17 protein-coding genes and 1 riboswitch are annotated in these 25580 nt (G+C 46.2%); of the genes, 3 read left to right on the forward strand and 14 right to left on the reverse strand.

Annotated features, from left to right (window positions below):
• Window positions 1–217: 217 nt before the first annotated feature.
• From glyA to ychF, 11 genes are all read right to left on the reverse strand, one after another.
• The gene (gene glyA / locus ACRRU2_RS21585) at window positions 218–1465 is read right to left on the reverse strand and encodes a serine hydroxymethyltransferase (protein ID WP_331697798.1); all 1248 of its coding nucleotides are present in this window, start codon (window positions 1463–1465) and stop codon (window positions 218–220) included.
• Window positions 1466–1531: 66 nt separating this feature from the next.
• The gene (locus ACRRU2_RS21590) at window positions 1532–2107 is read right to left on the reverse strand and encodes a TIGR01440 family protein (protein ID WP_331697799.1); all 576 of its coding nucleotides are present in this window, start codon (window positions 2105–2107) and stop codon (window positions 1532–1534) included.
• A gap of 56 nt (window positions 2108–2163) precedes the next feature.
• Complete coding sequence (rpiB, locus tag ACRRU2_RS21595) at window positions 2164–2604, reverse strand: ribose 5-phosphate isomerase B (RefSeq protein WP_331697858.1); 441 nt, start codon at window positions 2602–2604, stop codon at window positions 2164–2166.
• A gap of 126 nt (window positions 2605–2730) precedes the next feature.
• Window positions 2731–2811, reverse strand: a riboswitch (ZMP/ZTP riboswitch).
• A gap of 65 nt (window positions 2812–2876) precedes the next feature.
• Window positions 2877–7367, reverse strand: a complete 4491-nt coding sequence (locus ACRRU2_RS21600; RefSeq protein WP_432504915.1) for a lamin tail domain-containing protein — start codon at window positions 7365–7367, stop codon at window positions 2877–2879.
• 391 nt (window positions 7368–7758) lie between these two features.
• Complete coding sequence (locus ACRRU2_RS21605) at window positions 7759–8337, reverse strand: low molecular weight protein arginine phosphatase (protein WP_331697801.1); 579 nt, start codon at window positions 8335–8337, stop codon at window positions 7759–7761.
• Between the two features lie 23 nt (window positions 8338–8360).
• Window positions 8361–8921, reverse strand: coding sequence for a manganese efflux pump MntP (locus tag ACRRU2_RS21610; RefSeq protein ID WP_432504988.1), 561 nt, complete (start codon window positions 8919–8921; stop codon window positions 8361–8363).
• Window positions 8922–9060: 139 nt separating this feature from the next.
• Complete coding sequence (locus ACRRU2_RS21615) at window positions 9061–10119, reverse strand: L-threonylcarbamoyladenylate synthase (protein ID WP_432504917.1); 1059 nt, start codon at window positions 10117–10119, stop codon at window positions 9061–9063.
• A gap of 163 nt (window positions 10120–10282) precedes the next feature.
• Window positions 10283–11008, reverse strand: coding sequence for a stage II sporulation protein R (spoIIR, locus tag ACRRU2_RS21620; protein ID WP_432504919.1), 726 nt, complete (start codon window positions 11006–11008; stop codon window positions 10283–10285).
• A gap of 179 nt (window positions 11009–11187) precedes the next feature.
• The gene (locus tag ACRRU2_RS21625) at window positions 11188–12402 is read right to left on the reverse strand and encodes a N5-glutamine methyltransferase family protein (protein ID WP_432504921.1); all 1215 of its coding nucleotides are present in this window, start codon (window positions 12400–12402) and stop codon (window positions 11188–11190) included.
• Window positions 12403–13124: 722 nt separating this feature from the next.
• Window positions 13125–14201, reverse strand: coding sequence for a peptide chain release factor 1 (prfA, locus tag ACRRU2_RS21630; RefSeq protein WP_331697806.1), 1077 nt, complete (start codon window positions 14199–14201; stop codon window positions 13125–13127).
• Window positions 14202–14588: 387 nt separating this feature from the next.
• The gene (gene ychF, locus ACRRU2_RS21635; protein ID WP_331697807.1) at window positions 14589–15689 is read right to left on the reverse strand and encodes a redox-regulated ATPase YchF; all 1101 of its coding nucleotides are present in this window, start codon (window positions 15687–15689) and stop codon (window positions 14589–14591) included.
• Between the two features lie 392 nt (window positions 15690–16081).
• Between ychF and ACRRU2_RS21640 the strand changes: the two genes are divergently transcribed.
• A complete protein-coding gene (locus ACRRU2_RS21640; RefSeq protein WP_432504924.1) occupies window positions 16082–18088 on the forward strand; it encodes a methyl-accepting chemotaxis protein in 2007 nt (668 codons plus the stop codon).
• Window positions 18089–18151: 63 nt separating this feature from the next.
• On the opposite strand, the gene ACRRU2_RS21645 is transcribed toward ACRRU2_RS21640, so the two are convergent.
• The 3 genes from ACRRU2_RS21645 to ACRRU2_RS21655 form a co-directional block, all read right to left on the reverse strand.
• The gene (locus ACRRU2_RS21645; protein ID WP_432504926.1) at window positions 18152–20527 is read right to left on the reverse strand and encodes an S-layer homology domain-containing protein; all 2376 of its coding nucleotides are present in this window, start codon (window positions 20525–20527) and stop codon (window positions 18152–18154) included.
• Between the two features lie 243 nt (window positions 20528–20770).
• Window positions 20771–21082: a thioredoxin gene (trxA, locus tag ACRRU2_RS21650; RefSeq protein ID WP_331697810.1), complete on the reverse strand. Its 312-nt coding sequence runs from the start codon at window positions 21080–21082 to the stop codon at window positions 20771–20773.
• A 78-nt stretch (window positions 21083–21160) separates the two neighbouring features.
• Window positions 21161–21580: an RrF2 family transcriptional regulator gene (locus ACRRU2_RS21655; RefSeq protein WP_432504929.1), complete on the reverse strand. Its 420-nt coding sequence runs from the start codon at window positions 21578–21580 to the stop codon at window positions 21161–21163.
• 335 nt (window positions 21581–21915) lie between these two features.
• Here ACRRU2_RS21655 and ACRRU2_RS21660 point away from each other — a divergent pair, with 335 nt between their 5' ends.
• Window positions 21916–22122 carry a hypothetical protein gene (locus tag ACRRU2_RS21660; protein WP_331697812.1) on the forward strand — a complete coding sequence of 69 codons (207 nt, stop codon included), beginning with the start codon at window positions 21916–21918 and terminating at the stop codon, window positions 22120–22122.
• Window positions 22123–22450: 328 nt separating this feature from the next.
• Window positions 22451–25576 carry an FAD-dependent oxidoreductase gene (locus ACRRU2_RS21665; protein WP_432504932.1) on the forward strand — a complete coding sequence of 1042 codons (3126 nt, stop codon included), beginning with the start codon at window positions 22451–22453 and terminating at the stop codon, window positions 25574–25576.
• The last annotated feature ends 4 nt before the right edge of the window (window positions 25577–25580 follow it).

Here is a 25580-nt window from a genome sequence, read left to right on the forward strand (position 1 = left end):
CCGCTAACGGACATTTCTGTCCGCTAGAAAGTGGAAGTTGGCGAAAAATGAGCGCTAACGGCCATCAGTGTCCGCATCATTAGGATCAATTCGAGCTCGGCATACTTATTCACAATTTTAACTGATGCATAATTTCCTAAACAGCAAAAAAGCCTTCGAGTCTTACTGCCACAGCGACTGCTGCGGCGATAAGTCTCGAAGGCTTTAATAAATAGGATTAGTATGTCAATTCTGGATAGATCGGATATTGCTCTGTCAAGCCGCGCACCATGCCGCGAGCTTTTTCAAGCACAGCCTCATCCTTAGGATTGTTCAGCACTAGAACGACAATTTCTGCGATAACCTTCATTGCATCTTCCTTCATGCCGCGCGCAGTAGCAGCAGGAGTACCTAGACGGATACCGCTAGTTACAAACGGGCTAGTCGGGTCAAAAGGAATTGCATTTTTGTTGACAGTAATACCAACCTCGTCAAGAATATGCTCCGCTTCTCTACCAGTAATGTTCAAGCTTCTAGTATCGATTAGCATAAGATGGTTATCTGTTCCGCCGGAAACGATATTAATGCCTTGTTTAATCAGCTCTTCAGATAAAACCTTAGCATTTGTAACGACTTGCTGTGCATACTCCTTGAAGGATGGCTGCAGCGCTTCACCTAGTGCAACTGCTTTTGCAGCAATAACATGCATCAAAGGACCGCCTTGTGAGCCTGGGAATACGGCTTTGTCAATTGCCGCTGCCCATGCTTTACGGCACAGAATCATACCGCCGCGAGGACCGCGAAGCGTTTTGTGAGTCGTTGTTGTAACAAAATGAGCATGCGGTACTGGGTTCGGGTGCAGACCAGCTGCTACCAAACCAGCAATATGAGCCATATCTACCATAAACAATGCGCCAACTTCGTTAGCGATTTGTCCCAATTTCTCAAAATCAATTGTGCGCGGGTAAGCACTTGCGCCAGCCACGATCAAACGCGGGCGATGCTTGAATGCCAATTTGCGGACTTCTTCGTAATCAATAGTAGAAGTATCCTCTTGCACGCCGTAAGCAACGAAGTTGTAAAGCAGGCCGGAAGCATTAACCGGACTGCCGTGAGTCAAGTGACCACCATGTGCCAGGTTCATGCCTAGAACCGTGTCGCCAGGCTGCAATGCTGCCAAATACACAGCCATATTAGCTTGAGCTCCAGAGTGAGGCTGAACGTTAGCATGCTCAGCGCCAAATAGTTCTTTAGCACGATCTCTAGCCAAATCCTCAACGATGTCTACATGCTCACAACCGCCGTAGAAACGCTTGCCCGGATAGCCTTCCGCATATTTATTTGTAAGCACTGAACCTAACGCTTCTACTACCGCTTCACTTACAATGTTCTCCGAAGCAATCAACTCGATGTTATCACGTTGACGCTTAAGCTCAAGTCCCATTGCTTTTAAAACCTCTGGATCCTGTTTACGCAAATTTTCCATTTGAATATCCTCCTCATAATTGCAGCTTTTTAAAATCGCTTATATTTTTTTGCTATTACACTTCTCCTAGCATTCGCTTGGCAATGCATATACTGCCCTAGCACCGCCGATTAGCTTAGGTCTCGCGTAAGCAGCAGTTACTCTTGCTTCCCCTATATATTTGATCGATGGACGGAAAGGAACAGCTACCCGTTTCACGTGCATACCAATAAGAGTGTCGCCAATATCGATTGCCGCCTGTGCCCGCACTTCCTCCACCAAACACGCATCGTCCAGCTGACGGTAAGCATATGATGCCATCGAGCCGCCTGCTGTTGGTATTGGAACTGCATGTACCTGCTCGAGACCATATCGTATGGCCGCTGCTTTATTCAGCACCAGCGCGCGGTTCAAATGCTCGCAGCATTGAAATACAGGGTAAAAGCCAATTGCCGAACGCGCCGCTTCCACACCAGCATATATTTGCTCTGCTGCTTCCAGAGTCCCGCTAGTTCCGATATGCTTGCCTATTACTTCACTGGTACTTACTCCTATGACAAGCAATTGATCTGCGGACAAACTGCCAGCTGCGGCCAGCTCCAATATAATGCTTTCAACCTGCTTAGCCATCTCGCTATGTTCAAAAACCTGATTCCTGCTCATCCTGTCAGCTCCTTTGCTAATCAAAGATAGAAAAGTTGCTTATTCCTAATGAGCTTCTATTGCTCGATGCTCATTACTTTATTGATTCGTCCTACGTGGCGTTCGCCTTCGGAGAATGGTGTTTCCAGCCATACCCGAACAATTTCCTGTGCGAGTCCAGGCCCGATAACACGCTCGCCCATAGCAAGCACATTCGTATTATTATGATCTCGAGTCGCTTTAGCTGAAAATAAATCATGCACAAGCGCGCAGCGGATGCCTTTTACCTTATTAGCAGCTATCGACATGCCGATGCCAGTGCCGCATACTAGAATGCCGCGGTCTGCTTTCCCTTCTGCAACTGCTGTGCATACCGGAAGTGCGTAATCAGGATAGTCAACCGATTGATCGCAGTTGCTGCCAACATCCTCTACAGTGTGACCCAGCGATTCGATAAAAGAAATCAATTCATTTTTCAAACGGTAGCCGCCATGATCGGCTCCAATCATAATTTTCATCATAAGCACCTTCCTTGTATTCATTTGATGTAATAGTTGCATGAAACTTGGTTGTCCTGATGATGCTAGTATACCTTTTTTTCGACAGAAAAACGAAAAAAGAGCAAAACATGCTAAAGCATGCTTGCTCTTTGCCCAGGCGACCGGCCGTATACCCCAATGCTCCACCGTGGTTACCCACTTCCGTCGCCAGTTACATCGAGGTCTTAATTTGATTTCATCATAGCTGATATTTTGACAAAAATCAATCCTTTAAAAGGCTATTCTGCAGATTAGGCAATCGGACTAGTCTCTTCTCCCATCTGCCCTGCATCTTCGCCGTTCTTCCCGGCATCCTGATCAGGTACTTCCTCTTCCACTGGCGCTTGATCGTCGCCCTCACCGTCCGGCGCTTGCCCTTCTGCATTGTCATCAATCGTTTGTTCTTGTTCTCCTAACAGCGCTGCCCCAGCTCCTGTTTGGAATTTCCAAAGCGAGGATGCGGTACGGCCTCCAAATAAATCTTCTGCAACTGCATACCAATAATAGGTCGCATTGGCCGCAAGTCCATTCCAAGCTGCTTGAGCTGTCGCGCCGCTTGCCGCTTGCACAGTGCTGCCAATTTGCTCATCGGTCAATACGCGCACCTCGAATTTGTCTGTAGCTACCCGCTTTACAAGCGGTGCCAAGTTCATAGTCAGCGTCCACTCATCCTTCGCAGGCTCGTAGTAGTTATAATCATTAAGCACGGGAGAATAGGTGTTCACATATACCCGATTCGTTTGCGTATCGAAATGGAGAAGCTTCAAATAACCCGAGCCTCCTTCACCGACACCTTGGTAATCTGCAAGCATTTGATGCACGGTACGATCTGCAATGCCATCCTTATTGTCATCGATTGCATCGCTACGGACTGCACTGCCAGTAAAATGTCCGCTAATAACCAGCTCGACATTGGAGTTCGGCACGACTACCTCATTATACAGCTTGTTTCCTGTGGCTGAGCGCGCTGCTTGCGCATTCAAGTATTCATGCGTAACGATGACGCCTTTGCGTTCAGGATATTGCTGAAGCACCTCATTGGTCCAGTCGATTGTGCCTTGATCAAGTCCCCAGCCTACATAAACAAAAATATAATCGTTGCCGCTTGCGGAAATCAGATCATAATGACCCCGGTTATCCAAATAAGATCCGCCGTAATATGGCTTGTCCTTAAAGCGATTTTCGCCAAAGAACTGATTGAACAGCGTATAGTCAGGCGGCTCGCCTGTTACGCCGCCATCATGAACATCATGATTGCCCGCCGCAACGCCGTATGGAATATTCGCATCCTCCAGCACCTGCATATATTGGTCAGCTCTGTTCCATTGATCCAAATTCGGTGTTGTGTTAACGATGTCCCCAACATGCGCGACATATTGAATGTTCATGGCCGTCTTATTATCACGAATCCATTCGACCTGGTCCTGGAAATGAGACGGATATATTTCTGTATAAAGCTGCGTGTCCGGCATAACGACAAAAGTATAATCATACTGGCTGCGCGCAGGGATTAAATCCTGCACCATGACTTGAATTTTTCCGCTATTGACATAGTTGCCCGCATCTATCGAAGCAGCCAGCGCAAAATCACTCGTATTTTGAGCGATATGCGAAGTTAATGCTTCCCACTTATTAGCTGTATTACTCCAGGCATACATCGTTACCTTGCGGCCAGCCAGCGAATGGCCTTCCCAATTCAGCTCAATGGTATCACCGGTGCCAATCTGGCTGCCGACTTCCACCTCAAAGCGATGATAAGGGAACGCTGTCGTTGAATCTGTTGTCATATAAGTATTATCCGATGCTGACATTTTGAACTTATCTGCTGTCCCAAGCTGGGTTTCCCCTGGAGCTGCAATCGTAAGCGGCGGCTCGCGATCTGCTGAATTTGTGTAAATCGTCATAGCGTCACTGCTCGCATCAATGAGCTGTCCGCGATAGAATTTCACTTCCATCGCATCACCCGACGGATCCGTTACCTTCACCTGCAAGTTAGCGTTCGTGCTTACATCGGTCGAGCCATCCAGTGGAGCTATAAGCTCCGGCTGATGCGGATTCTCAACCGGGGTTGTGAATGAGACGTTTTTTGTTGCCGTAAGACCCAGCTTGTCCTTTGCAACAATGTTCAGCACATGCGCTCCAGGGGTTAATAGGCCTGAGGATGTCGTATATGGAACTGTAATTGCTGCCCCGTCAAGTGTTACCTCCATAGACGCTACCTGGGAAACGTCGCTGGCCTCGGCTTGAATCGTAAACAAACCTTTGAAATTTTGGTTATTTCCTATATTTGTTGAAATAACCGGTCCGCTGTTATCCGTTGTTACATTAGCTGTAAACTGGGACGTTCCTTTCATTACTTTGACTTGATGAGGGCCGTCAGTCACTCCGGCCGTATTCCACCGGTAGGAAATCGCATTCCATTTTGCCTCAGGTATTGGAAAGTTAAAATATACAATCGGCAAGAAACGGCCGTTGTCACCCATATCAAGAACTACAGTCGGGCTAGCATACAGCGGATCTCTAATTACTGTGCCGTCAGAAAGAATAAGACGTACATTACGAATATCATAATCATCGACTGCTTCGGCAGGATCATGCTCAAAATAGGTTTTCGTTCCCGAGCCTGCCCGAATAGCAATAGGTATTTTTTCGCCATATTGTAAATACTCAGGGCTTATAGGTACTACTATCGTTGAAAATCCAGATGTATTCCACGGAATCATCTTTATTTTTTCCTCGCCAATCGTTACAAAGGTCTGCCCTTTATCAATGCCATTTGCTTCAAATACAAAATAAGCAGGCTTGCTAATCGCTTTTTTAACAGGGCGCTTTTCCCACTTGCTCTCTGGAATAGAGAAATTGAAATAAACGACAGGCAGGAAACGCCCATCATCGCCCATATCAAAATTCAATGTCGGATTCGCATACTGCGGATCTCTGACTACCGTGCCATCAGAAAATTCCAAACGTACATTGCGAATATCGAAGTCATCAAGTCCGCCCTCTGGCGTATTCTCAAAATAAGGACGGTTCACAGAGCCAGCCCGGAAAGCGATAGGGTTAGCTTGACCGTATTTAAAAAATCTTGGGCTCATCGGAACGGTTACAGTAGCATACGAGGTTGTGCCTTTCGGTATAAGCTGCACGACTTCATTGCCTACTGCTATCACATTTTGGCCGGCATCAATGCTTTTGGCCTCGAAAACGAGCTTCGGCATTTCTGTAAGCGTTTTCTCAATTGGCAGATCCTGTACCCATTGATTGCTCGGAATCGTAAAGTTTAAGTAAATAACGGGAAGAAACTCACCATCATCACCCATATTCCAAACTGTAGTCGTGTTCGTATAGCCAGCAGCTCGCAGTTCCAGCCCATTTGCCAAAACGAGGCGGATGTTGCGTACGCTGAAATCATCCAGACCGGTTTCAGGATTATCTTCAAAATAAGGCCTATTCACGGAGCCTGCCCGGATCGCTATCGTATTTGCGCTTCCCAAAACAAACTCATCGGCATTCATCGCAACGGAAACCGTCTCATAGTTTGTTTTATGCTTAAAGGTGCCTAACGTCTTACTTCCCATCGTAACAACGTTTTGACCAGCATCGACGCCTTGAACATCAAACTTCAAGGTTGCTTTTCCCGTCAGTGCCTTGTTGCCGCCTGTGCCATCAATGGTTAGCGTTAAATTATCCGGCGAACCGCCATCTGCAAAAATAACCTTGCTTCCTGACAGCGTATCGTAATTTTTAACATTTAAATTCAAGGCCGCTGCGCTTCCTGTTAAAGAGATCGTTTTCACGCTTGTTGTTACCGTATTCGTGCCGTCCGACACTTCGAAATAATAGGTAAGCGTCGGACTGCCGTACCACTCCTCATAGCTGAGCGCGTGCTTATATACATCATCGCTGCCTTTGATCATATAAGCGGTTTTGTATGCTGTGTCTGAAGCTGCCTTATATTTAAGTGCTGCAGTTGCCACCATCTTGTCATCGGTAGCCTGCAAGGTCAGTTCTATCGGCTTCATTAGGTCTGGAACAGAGGCCGGAGTTAAATCCACCGCCACTGGAGCTATACTGTCCGCGGCAACCGTATTAGGCTGGGCAGGCACCTGATTGGCGCTCACCACTCCCGGAGTTGCTGTAACAGCTTGTGGAGTAAGCAGCTTCATCGCTTTGCTTCCCGGATCTGGCGTTCCATACTGCAAACCTTTATTCGGGCTTGTTACAATAGCTCCCTGGTTATAGCGCGCAGTCGCAATTTCCAAACCGGTATTGGTGGCCAGCACCATTACACGATCCCGCACATCATGCATGCCGCCTGGCATACGCACAAGGGTACTATTTTCGACCAGTGAAGTACCATAATTAGTATTGAAGTTTGCAACTGTTAAATTGCGGTTGGCTTCCGTCATCGTCCATAGCACAAGCACACCTTTTGACGGTATTACCGTCGAAGATGAAAATGGCCTCCAATAGCGGTCATTAGCTGTTGTATCGGGATAACGATAAATAATCATATAGTCTTTAATATTGACCGGCTTGTTTGAGTTATTATAAATTTCAACAAACTCATAGCCGTCTTCGACGCCGACATCCGCCGAATCCGGGACTATCTCTGTAATTAATAAATGGGGAGGCTCGGTACCGATGGCGGCCGCTGGTTGGCCGGATACAACAATCGAACCAGCTAGCAGGCTTGTTGCAAGAAGCATTGAAATTTTACGTTTCCAACTTGTCATAAACATAGATTATAATTACTCCCTTCATATTGTGATTAATATGAATTGCAAGCTGCCGCTGTTATCCACCTTCCTTCTTATTCGGATAGGAAACATCGATTAAATGCGATTGCTTTTTCATACATAATAAATCAATTTGATGTATTATTTGAAGAATAAAAAGTTCCATTTAATCGACATTGTTTGTAGTTCGAGAAAAGCAAGCAAACTCCTTCTTATTCTTCATCTTTAACAAAAAAATAATATAAAAAAAGAGATGCCCTCCATCCATTTATCGGATTTTAACAGTCGTCTCTCTCACATAAAATCTGTTTCAAATAAAAAACAAGGCATATTTTCAATACAGTTGAATAATAACCGTATATTCATAGACTGTTATTGCATGCATTAAAGCTGATTATTTCTTCAGCTTGTCCAGCAGTTTCTCCAGTGCTTCCTCAATCTCAAACGAGCACTCATCATAAATAGTCTGCGAGCCGCCAAACGGATCGGCAATATCAAAGCTCGGTATGCGCTTCTCCAGCTCCAGCAGCCTTTTGCGATCCTGGTCAGTCAATTGTCCGCCGAGCGCCTGCTGAATTTGCATCTCGCCATATAATTTCTCCAGCTCTGCTATATCTTCCAGCAGCTGCTCATCCTGATACGCAAACTCCTTCAGCGTATAGGTCTTGTCCACCGCCTGCGGAAACCATTGCAGCAGGCTCCTCTTATGACTGGAGGTCATCGTCAGAATAAGATCTGCCCAATCGACCACCTCTAGCGTTAATGCTCTTGATGTGCCTGTATGTTCAATTTCGCGCTTGCGCAGCGATTCCAGAGCAGGAACCGAAATCGGCATTCCATCCATTGTAGAAACACCTGCAGAGCGAACCGCCAGCGTAATTCTTCTATATGCTGCCATTCGTCTAAGCATAGCTTCAGCCATAGGCGAACGGCATGTATTGCCTGTGCATACTAATAAAATCCTTTTCATCATTTTGCTGCCTCCCTATCTATAAGCTATAGCATAAACAGGATGCCAAAACCTAGCAATATTGCTCCTCCGCAAGCTTCGCCATACTCGCCGAGCTTCCCGCTTACCTTGCGCCCAAGCAGCAATCCAAGCACTGACATAACTCCTCCCAGCATGCCTATCAATAATATTGTAAGCCAAAAATCAGCTGAAAACATGCCTAATGTGACGCCAACCGAAAATGCATCCACACTTACGCTAAAGGCTATTACAATCATACCCCAGAAGCTGTAATGATTAAATATTGATTTGCTCTCGCTTTTGAAGGAGCTGTAAATCATATGCACCCCTAGCAGAATAAATAAACAGCCTGCCAGCGTCACTGCAACATCACCAAGCAATTGATTGACCCAACGTCCCATCATCATGCCGAATACCGGCATTAAAAAATGGAAAAGCCCGATTAAAAAGCCTAGCCTGGCGATATGCCACAACCGAATGCCTCTCATCCCGATGCCCAGACCTAATGAGAAAGCATCAAATCCTAGAGCCAGCGCAATAATAATAAGCGTAATCACTTGCCCGGCGCCAATTGCTTCTATCAAAATAATCTCCCCCATATCCGCAAGACTTACTCCAACTTATGCGGACAATGGGACAAACATACTTAATGATTTTGATAACAGCTTTTTACGTCAACAGGCAGTTTGAAGATTACAACACTTTTCCAGTGTAAAGACAGGCCCTTTAAACATGAAAAACATTGTTGCCGGCGGCCTTAAGCAAACGATTCATAAGCGCCTCCCCGATGCCTTGCCTGCTACAGCATTCTGACCAGATCCGTTCAATTCCCTCTTGATCGAAATAACGCAGGGCTGCATACAGCCGGTGCGCACCTTCCTGCAGCTGCTCACGGCTGCCAAGGCTGGCTATACAATCTGCGTGGACTAAACCTGTATTCTCTTCGAATACTAGTAAAGCAGTTTTCTCTCCCCGCTTTCTTGCAGCGTCAACTTCACTTTGCATATAAGCCATTACACTGGACTGCTCTCCTTGTACCAGCTGAAGCTGGCCGTCAGGTGCATAATGCGTATATTTCATGCCCGGAGAGCGCGGCGCAGCTGCTTCATCAATCACCGTTAATGCACTTTTGATACGGGCATCCCCTGCTGCTGCCCGCAGCTCCTCCTCCGTCACTCCGCCAGGCCGCAAAATCGTTACGGTATCATCCTCTGCCACCTCAATGACAGTTGATTCCAGCCCAACGCCAGTCACTCCGCCATCCACAACACCATCAATTCGTCCAGTCAAATCGCTAATGACATGCTCGGCAGCTGTAGGACTCGGCTTTCCAGAGCGATTAGCGCTTGGAGCCGCAACCGGACAATCAGCCTTGCGCAGCAGCGACAGCGCTACCGGGTGATCCGGAATACGCACTCCAACGGTAGGCAGCTGTGCGGTTACTAGCGGCGATAGACGATTTGACCTTACAGGCAGCACAATAGTAAGCGGACCAGGCCAGAACGCATCCATCAGCTTCTGAACAAGCTGTGAATATGGCAATACCAGCTCCTCCAGCTGTGTCTGACTGGCGATATGAACGATCAGCGGATTATCTGACGGTCTTCCTTTCGCCTCAAAAATACGTGCTACTGCAGCACTGTTGCGCGCATCCGCGCCAAGTCCGTACACCGTTTCTGTAGGAAAGGCTACTACTGCTCCCTGCTGCAGCAGCAAAGCGGCTTCTGCCAAATTATCCTCCTGGCAATTAGAGGGATCTGCAGTCCAAACCTTCGTTCGTGTCATCTCTATCCTTCTATCCTTGAAATTAGTATAAATATATATACCTTAATTATATCATATCCAACATTCATCCGTAGTTAGTACAGCTCAATGAACAGCAACCCCCTCAGCCTTGGAGGGCGAGGGGGTTGAACGAATAAGGGGGAGAGTTATGCAGATTCAGGTTCTAAAACAATGATTTGATCCAATTAATGAATGATTGCAATATTTCCCATAAGAAAAACTTCACTTCCGGTTCAGCGCTATCCGCGTTACTATCCGTTTTGACCACTGCTTGACCTGCTCCTGCCTGCAACTTTCCGTCTGCCTCTGCGCTGGCTGTCTTTACAGATGCTTCGCCTGATGCTGAATCCACGAAGCATAGCGGCGGAAACAATACACACCACCAGTTTTGTCCTTCAGCTTCGCCTAATGAAATGCGAAGGGCTTCGTACTGCCCTGCAGGATAGATCACATTGCCATACATTTTAGCAGGAAACTCTACTTGTCCCAGCTCGACCTTGAAGCCATAGTCATAACCTCTGCTTTCAAGCGTCCGCTTAACGATTTGCTCCAATTCAGCAATGTTTTTCGCAATCGTTTCTCTTGCTTGATCTATAGAATCCAGGCCTTTCGCCCAGCTATTCATCGCGTTTACAATTTCATCTCTGACTACCCGCTTCACAAGCTGATCCTCAGGCTTATCCGAATTTGCCAAAATACGAAGACGAATGGCTTCCTCAGGTATGGCGCCGCCAGCGATTGCAGCATCGATTTGTTGGGATTCCCAGCTCATAATTAATAGGATAATAGCAAAAACGATAAAACCATAGGAAGAACGGTAAGCAAATCTATAAGGGCGGTTTCTTTTATAATTTTGATAATATGATGCAGTTGTATATGAATGGGACATTGTCACAAGCTCCTCTCGCGCACCCGTCAGTGCATTCGCTTGCGTTCCGGAACGTCTCTATCCGTCATTATGTCCCAATCATCTAATCTATAAACCTAGCAAACTCTTTTTTATCAAATTAATTTTCACTAGCAACCCTCTTATTTGCCGAATAAGAGGGTTGCTTCATGTAACAAGCTTTAACGTCTTACAGCTATAATATGGCGTTCAATTCCGCCGTAATCCGTAATAATGCGGATATCATCCCAGCAGCCGAGCTGCTTCATCATATCCGCTACGACACGGGGCTGGTGAATGCCCAGCTCAAAGGCTACGATTCGCGGCCGCTCCTCCAGCCGCGCCAAGGTTTGCAGCATGCTGCGGTACGGGTCCAATCCATCCGTACCGCCAACCAGCGCGAGATGCGGCTCAAAGTCGCGCACCTCGCGCTGCAAGCCCTCCATATCCGCCGCCGGTATATACGGCGGATTGGATACGAGCACGTCGACCGGCACGCCGGCGTGCTCGAGCCTTTGCGCCGGCTCGCCCAGCAGCGGCGCAAGCAGGTCGCCCTGCAGGAAGGCAATGCGGCCGGCTCCGTGCCTGGCCGCATTGCCGCGGGCGACCTCGAGCGCGTCCTCTGACAAGTCGGACGCGCATACCTGCCAGCCGTGCCGCTCAGCTGCGAGCGTCACGGCGATAGCGCCGCTGCCTGTGCCGATGTCGGCTATCATCGGCACGGATAATGCATGAGCGGGCTTGTCTTCGGAGGCCGCATCAACGCCCGCTCCGCCTATTTCACTTGCTTCCGCACCATGCGACACTGTCGCTTCCCCCGCAGCTTTATCCTCTACACTCGCTCCATCCGGCACATCCGCTCCAGCTGCTTCATTAGCGCGCTCCCGGTTATTGCTGCCCGCTCTTATGCCATCAGCCTTCTCGCCGCTTCCAACGCTCGCACCTGTGCCGCCAGCTACCGCGCCGCTTCCAACGCTCGCACCTGTGCCGCCAGCTACCGCGCCGCTTCCAACACCTGCGCCGGCCTGCGGCCACAGCTCGTCTGCGGCGGCCAAAACCGCCTCTACAAGCAGCTCCGTTTCCGGCCGCGGGATAAGTACGGACGGGGAAACATGAAATTCCCGTCCGAAAAACCACTGGCTGCCGATCATGTATTGGATCGGCTCGCCAGCTGCCTTGCGCTGCAGCAGCTCGGCCCATTCCGCCCGTTTATCCTGCGGAAACGGATCATGCCAGGCAAAGAGCAGCGCCGAACGATCGAGCTGCAGCACATGCAGCAGCAGCAGCTCGGCATTGCTGCGAGCCTCCTCCACGCCGCTCGCTTCCAGCAGCCTGGCAGCAGTTTGAACAGCTATAAACAAAGTTTCCCCTTGCCCCCACTCTATGGCTTCACTCATTTTGTGTTCACACTCCAGTATTTTGCCTTTTAATCCAGTGTTTTGCCTTTAAGGTACTCGATCTTGATACGCTATCGTACGAAAACCGGCTCGTTCCAAAACCTAACGGTACATAATCGACAGCCTCCACAGATCGATCACTATTGTTAGCTAATCAGCTTGTCCCAGAATCTAATGGTTATAGCTAATCAGCTTGTGCCAAACTCTAACGGTTGTAGCAAGCGCTATTGTGAGGAAATCAGCACCTTTCAAAACCTAACGGTCGCAGGGAGACTGTCGATTCATTGTGGATAGTGGCAACAAGCAGTAGAGAAGAGAAGGGGTGACACTGCGATCAAGATTGGGATTCCGACCGCTGTTGTAGTCCAATTTTTTTGACAAAATAACCCCTGTAATGGATAAAATCGGCCTACAAAGTCGGACGCTGCCGCTTCTCCATTCCCAATCTTACTCTTCGTTCCCCTTTCTTATTGCTTATCAATCGTTGCCCACAATGAATCGACACCCTCCTCACAACCGTTACGGCTCTGAGACTATAGGTACACTGCACTTATCGCAACTCTGCCTGATGCACCTTATCACTGCACTTATCACCACACTAATCTGCGGTACTGTACCGCTGTACCTCTACGCTATACTGCTCCATACTGTAAACAAAACGCTGAATGCCTAGAAACCTGCCAAGGCAAGCTCACAGCAATTCAGCGTTTAATTCACCTTTATTAAATTCCCATGGATTCCTTTTCCATAAGCTCAGCCTGCTCAGCAATGGTCAGCGAGGAAACAATTTCATTAATGTCGCCATTCATTACGGAATCAAGCTTATGCAGCGTCAAGTTGATGCGATGATCAGTCACGCGGCTTTGCGGGAAGTTATACGTGCGTATGCGTTCACTGCGATCGCCTGTTCCGACCTTGCTCTTGCGCTCGCCTGCATACTTCGCTTCTTCTTCCTGGCGGCGTACGTCATAAATACGTGCGCGCAATACTTGAAGCGCTCTTGTCTTATTGTCGTTTTGCGATTTGCCGTCTTGGCATGTCGCCATAATGCCTGTTGGCACGTGAAGTACGCGAACAGCAGATTTGGTCGTATTAACGGACTGTCCGCCTGCCCCGCTGGAACAGAACGTATCCACCCGAATGTCCTTATCCAAGATTTCAACCTCAACCTCTTCAACCTCCGGCATAACTGCTACGGTTGATGTTGAGGTATGAATACGGCCGCCTGATTCTGTTACGGGAATACGCTGCACGCGATGTGCTCCGCTCTCATATTTAAGCTTGCTGTAGGCACCTTTTCCGTTAACCATGAAGATGACCTCTTTGAAGCCGCCCAGGTCATTTTCGCTAAAGTCCATAAGCTCAACCCGCCAGCCTTGCGCATCAGCGAATTTGGTATACATACGGTAAAGCTCATAAGCGAATAGAGCTGCCTCATCGCCGCCTGCGGCGCCGCGAATTTCCATAATTACGTTTTTATCGTCATTAGGATCTTTCGGCAGCAGCAGGATACGGATTTGCTCTTCTAGCGATTCTTTGCGCTCTGACAGCTCATCGATTTCCATCTTAACCATCTCGCGCATTTCATCGTCCAGCTTTTCGCCAAGCATCTGCTTAGCATCTTCCAATTGCTCTGAAACTTGTTTATATTCTGTAAATGCTTCATACGCCTCTTGCAAATCCGACTGCTCCTTGGACAGGTCTCTAAGACGCTTTGGGTCGGAAGCTACATCCGGGTCGCACAATAGCTCACTTAGCTTCTCATATCGGTCTGCGAGTGCTTGCAAACGGTCTAACACAATTATTCACCTCGGTCTATTCCTCTAGGATATTTCTTTATTATAACATACGAGTAGGAGGCTCCGACAAGTGTTTTAACTTGTCACTTACATATAATTATGACCGTATAGTCAAGATAATCTACCTGCTCGTTTAAACGTTTTTGGCGTCATGGCTAAGGAAGCACGGTTACACGGAAATAAAAGAACAGGCGTAAGGAAAAACTTACACTTCTTAAATTCAAGGATAAACGGCTTCACTCCTTTGAAAAGGCGCGTTTACCGATGAATGATAAGAACAGTTTATAGAAAATTACACTTTTTACATTTTAAAAAGCCAGTCATTTTGTATGACTGGCCATTTAATCGTATGCTGTTTATCATATGCAGCAGTATTTTATTCGGTTATTAAACGTTGAAGCGGAAATGCATAACATCGCCGTCGCGAACGACGTAATCTTTGCCTTCCAGACGAAGCTGTCCCTTCTCGCGCACAACCGCCATTGAGCCTGCAGCCGCTAAATCCTCGAATGATACAACCTCAGCGCGAATAAAGCCGCGCTCAAAATCGGTATGAATAACGCCGGCCGCCTGCGGCGCCTTTGTTCCATTTACGATTGTCCAGGCACGAACCTCTTGCACGCCTGCAGTAAAGTAAGTATACAGGCCAAGCAGCTTATAGGCTGCGCGAATAAGACGGTTAAGCCCAGACTCCGCCATGCCAAGCTCTTCCAGGAACATTGCTTTATCGTCGCCGTCCAGCTCCGCAATTTCGGATTCAACCTTCGCGCTGATCGGAACGACCTCTGCTCCCTCTTGAGCGGCAAACTCACGAACGATTTGAACATACTCATTGCCATCTGTATCGGCTACCTCATCCTCGCTCACGTTAGCTGCATAAAGCACAGGCTTCATCGTCAGCAAATGCAGGTCGCGAACAAGCAGTTTTTCATCATCAGACAGCTCTACACTGCGTGCAGGCAAGTCCTGATACAAAGCTTCCTTCACACGCTCCAGCACCTCTACCTCTTGCGCGATTTTTTTATCGCCGCTCTTCAGGTTTTTGCGGGAACGCTCTATTTTTTTCTCAACAGACTCAATATCAGCAAGAATAAGCTCCAGATTAATCGTTTGAATATCGCTAATCGGATCAACCTTGCCCGCTACGTGTGTAATATTTTCATCCTGGAAGCAGCGAACGACATGAACAATCGCATCTACCTCGCGAATATGCGCCAAAAACTTATTGCCAAGCCCCTCGCCCTTGCTCGCACCCGCTACTAAACCTGCTATATCAACAAATTCAAAGGCCGTCGGCACAATGCTTTTCGGTACAACAAGCTCTACCAATTTATTCAAACGCTCGTCCGGCACTTCTACGACACCAACATTCGGATCAATCGTGCAAAATGGATAGTTGGCAGATTCAGCTCCTGCCTGTGTAATTGCGTTAAACAATGTGGATTTTCCGACGTTCGGTAGTCCGACGATACCTGCTTTTAATGCCATTTCTCAAGACACCCCTATTCCGATAGTAACTCACGTCATTATACATGAGCAGACAACACTTTTAAAGTCCTGCGATTGGATTAGGCCTGATTGCCTCTATGCGTCTAAAATTGCTTTTTTTCATCTAACCAATATAGAGCGCCACTTATTGCTTTTACAAAAAATAAATTTTAAATAATATACATCAAATACATAAATTGTGTAAAAAACAAATTTTCATTCTATAATTCTTATACTTATTTGCCGATAAGATATTTGATGATATTGTCGAAAACAATAATTGGGCTATTTTCCAATTATTGAGGCACGATTGATTGAGGAGGGTTTCCAGCATTTACTTGTGCCAAAGTTATAGAAAAACATCTAATGAAATGACATGAGGGGTTGAATCAATGAATTTACGTACAAAAATGAAAAGCATCAAATTACGCAGCATTCGAAGCAAGCTTACCTTATGGTTTTTGGTTGTAGCTCTGATTCCATTAATTTCTTCATCCTTTTTAACCTATAGCCAAAGCTCGCAAGAACTTGTCAAAAATCAAAAGGAATCGTTCAAAAGTATTGTAGAAAGCCAAACGAAAGCAATGGACCAGTGGCTTTATCATCACTTCAGTGAAATTACACTGTCTGCAATGACCGATACTTTGCGGTCCATGAATCCAGAATGGATGACACCATACTTAACCTTAATTAAAGACCAATCCGACGTTTACGAATCGGTTGGCGTAACAGGCAAGGACGGAATTATAGTAGCCGGCTCCGACAAAAGCACGCTTGGCATGACGCTTGAGGATCGTGATTATTTCCAGGCAGCTATGAAGGGCGAATCTTATTACTCTGACATCATCATCTCCAAATCAACAAACAACCGGATTATAGTCATCGCTTCCCCTATTACTGATACCGATAAAAATCCAATCGGCGTCCTTTACGCTTCACTAAACTTTGAAGCCTTTATCGGCAACTTTATCCATGAAGTGGATCCAAGCACATACATCATTTTAGTGGACAAGCTTAATCAGATTCAACATATTGCCGATGCGGACATGATTGGCAAATCAGTTGACGGAGTAAACTTCAGCCAAAAATATGCTGATATTTTGAAAAATACAGAAAATAAGGTCGGTGTTGAAGAAAACACTGAGGACGGAATTGAATATCTGATCGCTTTTTCTCCTGTTAAAGAAACAGGGTATAACCTTTTCTATAGCATGAAAATGAACGATGTGTTAGCCAGCGCTAACAAGATTCAATTCAATATGTTTATTATCATGAGTATTGCTGCAGCCATCGTTATTATTTTAGCGGTTTATGTTAGCGGCACAATTGCAAAGCCGATCAAAAAGGTGACTGAGCGAGTCAAGCTAGTATCCGCGGGTGATTTGACAGGTGAGCCACTGCTGTTTAAAAGCAAAGATGAGATCGGGCAGCTTGGCAACCATATTCAGACGATGAGCAATAACCTGCGTGACTTGATTGGCAAGGTTGCCATTACGTCGGAGCAGGTCGCCGCCTCTTCTGAGGAGCTGACTGCCAGCGCCGAAGAGACGAGCAAAGCGACCGATCAAATAACTGTTTCTGCCCAGACAATCGCTTCCGGTGCAGAACAACAAGTGCTGAACACGTCTAGCTCCAAGGAAATTGTAAGCCAAATGTCCAGTAGTATTCTTCATATCAAAGAGCTTAGTAAGCATGTAACCGAGCTTTCAGATGAAACTGTTCAAACGTCGGAAAATGGCAATCAAGTTGTGCGGCAATCTATTGAGCAAATGAAATACATTGAAGAGACAACCGACAAAATTTCGGTTACCGTTAACGAGCTAAGCAATAAATCAACTGAAATTGACGCCATTATATCCGTTATAACCGATATTTCCAGTCAAACCAATTTACTTGCCCTCAATGCCGCTATAGAAGCTGCAAGGGCGGGCGAGCAAGGACGGGGCTTTGCTGTAGTAGCGAACGAGGTTAGAAAGCTTGCGGAGCAATCCGGCAGAGCAGCTGAACAAATCAGAGAGCTGATTCATGATATTCAAACCGATATCCAGCTGGCCGTAGCAAGCATGCAGGAAGGCAGCGTTGCTGTGCATACAGGCACTAAGCTGAGCAATGAAGCCGGTCAATCCTTTACGTTGATTTCACATTCCATTAGCCAGGTATATGGACAAATTCAAGAAATTGCTTCTGCAATTAAGCAGCTGCACGAAGGCTCCAATGAGATGGTTGCTTCCATCGATCTCGTTCAGGAAATAACGAGCGATTTCTCCGGCAGTACGCAGGAGGTGGCCGCCGCTGCCGAGGAGCAAAATGCATCGATGGAAGAAATCGCAGCTGCCTCGAATATGCTGGCCAAAATGGCGGAGGAATTGCAATCATCAGTGAAGCTTTTCAAAATTTAAAAGGACATACAGTTTTACGGTGAAAAAGGCGCTGACTCCAAAACGGAGCAGCGCCTCTTTCAATTACATGCGGATAGGAGCTTCCTGCAATTCAGCACGCTGCTGCAAATAGCGGAAGAAGGCTGCCGCTGCTTCAGCACGCGTTACTTTTTTGTCAGGCCTAAAGCTCTCATTGGACAGGGACATAATATTAAGGCCGACCACGATCGCAACCTGGCCTTTCTTATCGATTTTGTCCGCATCCTTAAATTCTGCCTTGAAAATATTCTCACGCTGGGCCAGTGTATTATAGCCTAGCGCCCGTACGATCAGCTCCGCCATATCTTCCCGGGAAACCGTACCTTCCGGATTGAAGGAGCCGTCTCCCACATCAATCAGATTTTGCTCCAGTGCGCTCTCTACATAAGCGAAGTAAGCTGAATCAGCTGCTACATCATTAAAGGAACCGCCTGAGAGCAGCTTGCTGGATTGCGCAGTCATATAAACGCCTTCTCCCCGATTGCGCGCCAGGACAAGCATTTTAATCAGCTCGCCGCGGGTTACTTCCTTGTTAGGCTGAACAAGTCCATCCTTCACATCAAGCGCCTTGTATGAAATCATAAGCTCCAGCTGCGGCTCCGCCCAATGGCCGGCAATATCAGTCGCTTTCGGCAGATCAAGCTGTGTGACCTCACCTTTATCCCGTGTAATCCATTCTCCAGTAACCGCATTAAGCCATACACTCTCATTCAGCGTACGAGGAACCAGCTGATAGACAAGCTCTACTTCATTCTTTACTTCTACGTCATCCTGTATAACTCCGGAAGCAAGCATCACTTTGTATTTCTCAATTGGCATTGGCAAGCCATTCAGCCAGTATTGCTGTACAAGCCTGTAGGTCAACTGAATATTATAATAATCTAACCAGCGCTCCAATGATTGCTTGCCAGAAATTAAATCTGGGGTCTTAGCAGCATACTCGATTGGCGTAATAGATCCATCAAAGCTGGTTACTTTGCCTGTTTTGCTTTCAATAGCTACACCTACATTATCGTACTCCACAATAGCGCCATGCACCTTGCGAACGAAGTTTATATAGTAAGTGAAATTATCTTCAGGCTTCTGCTTCTCAAATTGCTTTGGATCAGGCTTAACAACATAAAGCTGATGCGTCAGCCACGGAAGCTGCTCCTTAACCGTCTGCTCTGCTTTGGCCACAGCTTCATCGAGAGTAAGCTGGGTTCCTGTATTTGCCGAAGAAGAGCTATTGTAGTAATAGCCGTAATAATTGACTACAGTGCCGGTCGAAGCATCGACTGAAGCCGAAAATGAGCCTATTTCCTTATCTTTTTCTTTCACTGCCCAGTTAAGATGCCATTGCTTGACCGTCTGCTTGACACGATCGTTCTGATGCTCATAATAGCTGGAATGCTGCAGCTCTGCCCCATCAGGCAGCTTGAACGCCTTTTCTACCGCCGCAACAGCATCCTTCTCTGATATTTCCTTTTTCAATGGAGCGCTCGCCAGCGGCTTATCCGTTATTGGACTCGTAGATGGCGTTCCTTGATAAAAGGTGTATCTGTCAGCAGATGTATTTTTCTTCCCGGTTACGGCATCAATAGCAAAAGCTTGAAGGTCTTCTATAAGAATAGGTTTGCCGTCATTATTGTCGTAAGGAAGCACATACTTCAAAATCGGACTAGCGGCCTGTTCGATCTTCTGGCGCGCTTCCTGCTCGTTCAAATAGTTGCCTATCTTCGGAAACTTGACCGTCGAATCCCAGTTCAAGCTAAACCGCTGAACATGCCCTTCACTATCCACTTCTATTGAAATATTGTTATCCGCAAAGGCTATGCCATTTACGATTCGATCATAACGAAGCATATGTCTTACCTGACCGGTTAACGGCGGCAAAACTTCCTTGCCATACTGCTCATTAAATCTCACCTCGCTGCTGTAATCAGCAGCTATTTGTTTAATAAAATCATCGGCCAGCTTCTTGGCGGCATCACGGTCAACCTTTAGCGGGTATGTAGGCTTAACTGAAGGATTGTTCACATACGAATTGAATTCGATCAATTGTCCGGAATTGGCGTCAATAGAAGCATTGATGCTGCCCATATGCTTCCCGTTAACCCGCTTCACGAATTCAATATTCCAATACTGCCGCTTCCCTTCGGCTAAAGAAACTGACGATAAGCCTGTGCTTTGAACTGTATAATCCTTCGGAATATTTACATATTGTCTGACAAGCTGCTCTGCCTTGCTTTTGGTTAGCTTTACGGATTTGTCATCAATCACTGTTGAATTGTCCCCTCCTGCAGCAGTATCGCTTAACGCTGGTGAGCTTGAGCTGCTTGGAGCCGTTTCATTGTCTGCAAATGCTGATGTTGGCAACACGCTGAGTGACATCGCCAAAGCTACCGACAGCGATAATCGTTTACCCCACTTCTGATTCATTGGCACAACCTCCTATGCATTTCCATTATATTCACCCTTGCACTTTCCTATATTTTCAAACGAAAGCTATTCAAGCGATGTTGCACCTGGAGCAAAAAAATTCCACTTTCTCATAAAATATCTAGCAGTACATGCTAAAAAAAAGAGCGAGACACAAGTAAAACCTGTGTTTCGCTCTTTTCATTTCACAAGGATAAACGGCTTCGCTATTCTTTGGAAAAGCGCGTTTACCGTGCGTTCAAATTACATTTGGCCGGAAATTTTAGCTTTAAGTGAATCCTTGCTTTGCAATCCAACCATTTTATCAACAGGCTGGCCGTCTTTGAACAAAATTAGCGTCGGGATACTCATAACTCCGAATTGGGATGCCAATTCCGGCTCCTCGTCAACGTTAATTTTTGCAATTACCGCCTGGCCTTCCAGCTCAGAAGAAAGCTCCTCAACGATTGGAAGCTGCATTTTGCAAGGTCCGCACCATGGCGCCCAGAAATCAACAAGGGAAACACCGTTTTCGATGCTTTGTTTAAAATTATCTTTTGTAAGTGCTACTGCCATTACTATCATCCTCTCTAGTCAATAAATATGATGAAGGGATTACCCGTCTCACTGCTGTTAAGCCATTCCTGTGAATCGCTACTCACAATCCTTAATCTGCTGCAGCACATCTTGCAATGTGATCGCATGAAAATAGGTCTCCAAATGCTTCTCTGCTTTGCAAAAAATGCCGTACATCACTTGATTCATATTGGAGCCCACTACACAATCCATCTCTGGATCTCCAGAGCACCAGCTAGGAATAAGCGAGCCTTGCGCCATAATACGGTAAATATCAGCCAATGTAACAGCTTCCGGGTCTGCCGTCAAGCGATAACCTCCGCCGGAGCCTTCACGCGTATCGACAAGTCCGCTTCGCCGCAAACCGCTCATAATTTTGCGAACACGCACCGAATGCGTTCCTACATTATCTGCAATCATCTCACTGCTGGCCATTCTCTCGGGCAAATATGCCAAATATACGAGACTATGCACGGCAATCGTAAATTCACTATTCACTGTGAGTTGGCCTCCCTGCTTTATACTGTAATCTTAAACGTTACAGTTAGCTTTGTCAAGTGAACAGAATAATCAATTTGTTCAAACATCATTAGAATTCCTAAGCTTAAATTGAAATATGCACGCACTGCAAATAACCAATTTTAAGGCTTGTATGCACGAGCAATATTTTTGTTGCATAAGCTGTCATAATTCTTTATTGCGGTTGTATACATACAAGAGGAAATGACTTTTTGAGTCTGACAAATGCATGAAATTTTTCAGGGCTGTAAGAGCCTGACATTAAAGCTGTCCTCTTACGGCAGCTCTCTATTGTTTTGAGGGAGGTGATGACTATGGGATTGTTTGGAGGCAAATGGATAGCCATTCGCACAGCCAGCGGCTCGCGAGCAGACGATATGGACCGACTATATGCCATACTCAAAAGCAATGGACTGAAAGCCAAAATCTCCACAGAAGGGAACTTAAAAAAAGTATCCGTAAAAGCCAAAGATGAAGAAAAAGCCAGACAGCTAGTTGAGCAATTTGAGAAAGAACTGTAACAGGAAGAAACGACTCCGCCATCCTTTGGACTGGCGCCGTTAAAAGCAGTACATTGAGCTGATGGGGCATAAGCAGCCCTGTTGGCTTATTTTTTGTCTTTATGCTTCTTTCTAAATCATTTCCGTATACTGGCATATTCACACTGTTTACTGCTGCGATTACCTGTAAATCATAAAATAACTTTAAGAATGTATTAAACCTTTTAAAAAACTATTAAACATTGCATATAATGCATTTTTACGGCCCTGTTTATGTTGCAATCAGCCATGGCGTAATGATACCATTTAGACGTTGTTAAATATTTACTACGATTGGAAAGGTTGAGCTATGAACACTCCATCCCAAGCAGTGCCTGGCAAGAGAGCGCTTATTCCTGAGCTGCAAATCGTCCGCGCATTGGCGATAATTGGCGTTATATCTGTCCATGCCAGCGCGTCAGCTACAATCACGATGAAGGAATCAGCTTATTTCTACTTTTATAACTTTGCGAACATTTTTATGAAGTTTGGCACACCGACATTTATTTTGCTTAGCAGCTTTGTGTTATTTTACAGCTACTACAATAGGCCTCTTACTGCGGGGCTGATCGGAAGCTTCTATAAGAAGAGATTACTTTATATTATTATTCCGTATGTTGTGTTTTCCGTATTTTATTTCGTATTAAGACGCAATGGAGCTAATCTGGACATATTCACGCCCGAATCATTATCCCTTTTTTGGAAGCAGCTTCGAACGGGAACCGCTTATTGGCATCTGTACTTTGTATTTATTAGCATTCAATTTTATTTAATGTTTCCTGTACTTCTATGGCTTACAAAAATGTGGAAAGGGCTTGTCCATTTCCTTATTCCACTCGGCTTCGCCGTTCAATGGATATTCGTTCTGCTCATCGAAAATAAAATGATATTCGTAAGCAATAAAGGCAGCTGGTCCCTATCTTACTTTTCTTTTTACTTGGCGGGCGCAGCACTCGGTATTTACTATCCAAAAATTAAAAGCTGGTTTTTGCTCACTCGCAAAAATATAAGCTTTAAGCGAATCGGATTTATTTTATTTGTTACAGCCTGCTGGCTCGTACTGGCTTTTGCTCATGTACATATTTATCACAACAGCCGAGCGTATGGCACACGTTATCCCATACTGCTGTATGAGTTTTTATGGAATTTCCATTCCATATTTACTGCGCTCTTCCTTATTATAGCCGCACATTTTATATACCGTTATTTCTCAGCCGGCATAACAAAACTGCTTTACCGCTTTGGGCAGCTGTCGTTTGGCGTTTATTTGATCCATATGTATTTCTTGTATATATACGATAAATATATGCCGTCCTTCAGCACATCCATTCTTGCTCATTTGAGCTACTTGGGAAGCTGGCTGTTTATGATTGTTGCTTCGTGGCTTGTCGTTGGCCTCGCAGCGCGTTACCTGCCTTTTTCCTGGATATTGTTCGGCAACTTGCCGAAGAAAACCAATATGCCGCTGCAGGATCGGGGAAGAGAAGCGGCTGCCGGAGATGGCGATAATAAAAAGTCTTCATCTAAAAAGAAACTAGTTATTACAATTATTGTTTTATTCGTTGCAGCTTCAGCTGTGGGCGCTGTCCTTTGGTACAAAAATGCTAAAGAAACAACTAATCCGAATAAGCGCCAGGAATTGATGGCAGTTGAATCTGTAGGCTCGCCAGCCGAACGTTATGATGTCATTGTAGCCGGAACAGACCCTGAAGGGGTTGCCGCTGCTGTATCGGCAGCAAGAAACGGGCTTAAAGTGCTTCTAGTCGACGGGAAAAACCGTGAAATTATGGGCGGTTTAATGACCGTTGGCGGATTGAATACATTGGATCTTAACTATTCACCGAAGAAATCAGCAATACCAGGGCAGCATATCTTCCTTAACAAAGGCATTTTCCAGGAATGGTACGATCAAGTAGAAGGCACTTCTTTTGATGTTAATACAGCAGCCAACGCATTCTACAGTATGGTGAAGAAGGAAGCTAACATTGACACGCTTATGAAAGTGCAATCGATGGAGCCTATTACTGAAATGCAGGCCGACGGAAGCATCCTGGTACAAGGCATGAATATCGTTGCAGAGGATGGCACGCAGCTAAGCGTTGCAGCCGGCTCTGTCATCGATGCTACACAGGATGGCGATATCGCAGCGGCGGCAGGCGCTCCATTCACAATCGGCCGGGAAGATATCGGAGATCCTGATGCTCAAATGGCTGTCACGATGGTTTTTGCACTCAAAGGAGTTACTCAAAAAATTTGGGATTCCTTCGCAAACCATAAAGATACAGGCATAGACGCGATGAGCGCCTGGGGCTTCCCGGATGCCAAGGATTATGTATCCAGCAATCCGGAACGCGTCAAAATGCGCGGCTTGAATATAGGCAGACAGAATGATGATACGATTCTGATCAACGCTATGCATATTTTCAAAATCGATCCGTTAGATCCGGCATCTATCGAAGAAGCGATCGAGATTGGCAGAGAAGAAGCGCCTAGAATTGTGGCATGGCTGAAGGAAAACTTCGTAGAGCTGAAAGACCTTGAGCTTGCCTATACATTTGACGAGCTATATATACGCGAATCGCGCCATATTCAAGGCGAATACCGCTTGACGATGGGCGATGTGCTCGCTAACCGCGAACACCCGGACGCTATAGCTTACGGTTCCTACAGTGTAGACATTCAAAGTGCAAGTCATCTGGACAGCGGTTATGTGCTTATGTCTCCAGCACAATACGGCGTGCCATTCCGCAGCTTAGTGCCGCAAAAAGTAGATGGTCTGCTAGTCGTCGGACGAGCCGCCAGCTTTGACTCTCTGCCGCATGGAAGTGCGCGTGTAATCCCGCTGGGCATGGCGACGGCTCAAGCAGCCGGTGTTGCAGCCAAGCTGTCAGTTGATAATAAGCTGTCGTTCCGTGAGCTTTCTGCTTCGAACGAGCTTGTCGCCCAGCTTCGTGAGACACTGACAAAGCAAGGCGTTGACCTTACGTATAATAAATTCGAAACGCCTTATTATATGAACCATAAAGCTTATAAAGGTCTTGTAGCGGCAGTCAGCATGCTGATTACAAGCGGTGATTATAACAACAAGCAATTTGATCTTGATGGCAAATCAAATATGCAGCGCATCGTATACAGCATGAGCCGCGTGAAAAAAGCACATGCCGATTATTTCAGTGGCGACCCTTCCGTTGCAATTGCGAACGTCGACGAGCCCGCCAAGCAGCTGTTAACGTTAGAGCAAGCAGTAAAAACGATTGCCAATACAATCGACAACGCTAAAGCCCCTGAGCTGACATTGGATGAAATGAAGAAGCTGGGCTGGATAAAGGAAGCTACGATCTCTGGCATTGCCAACCAGCAGGAGCTGACTAACGGCGACTTCTTTATGGTGCTGCGTGATGTTGTGGAATATTATGCAGGCGTTGTTTATGAATAATCTT

It is taken from the genome of Paenibacillus sp. GXUN7292 (assembly GCF_050864975.1).
Classification (GTDB): Bacteria; Bacillota; Bacilli; order Paenibacillales; family Paenibacillaceae; genus Pristimantibacillus.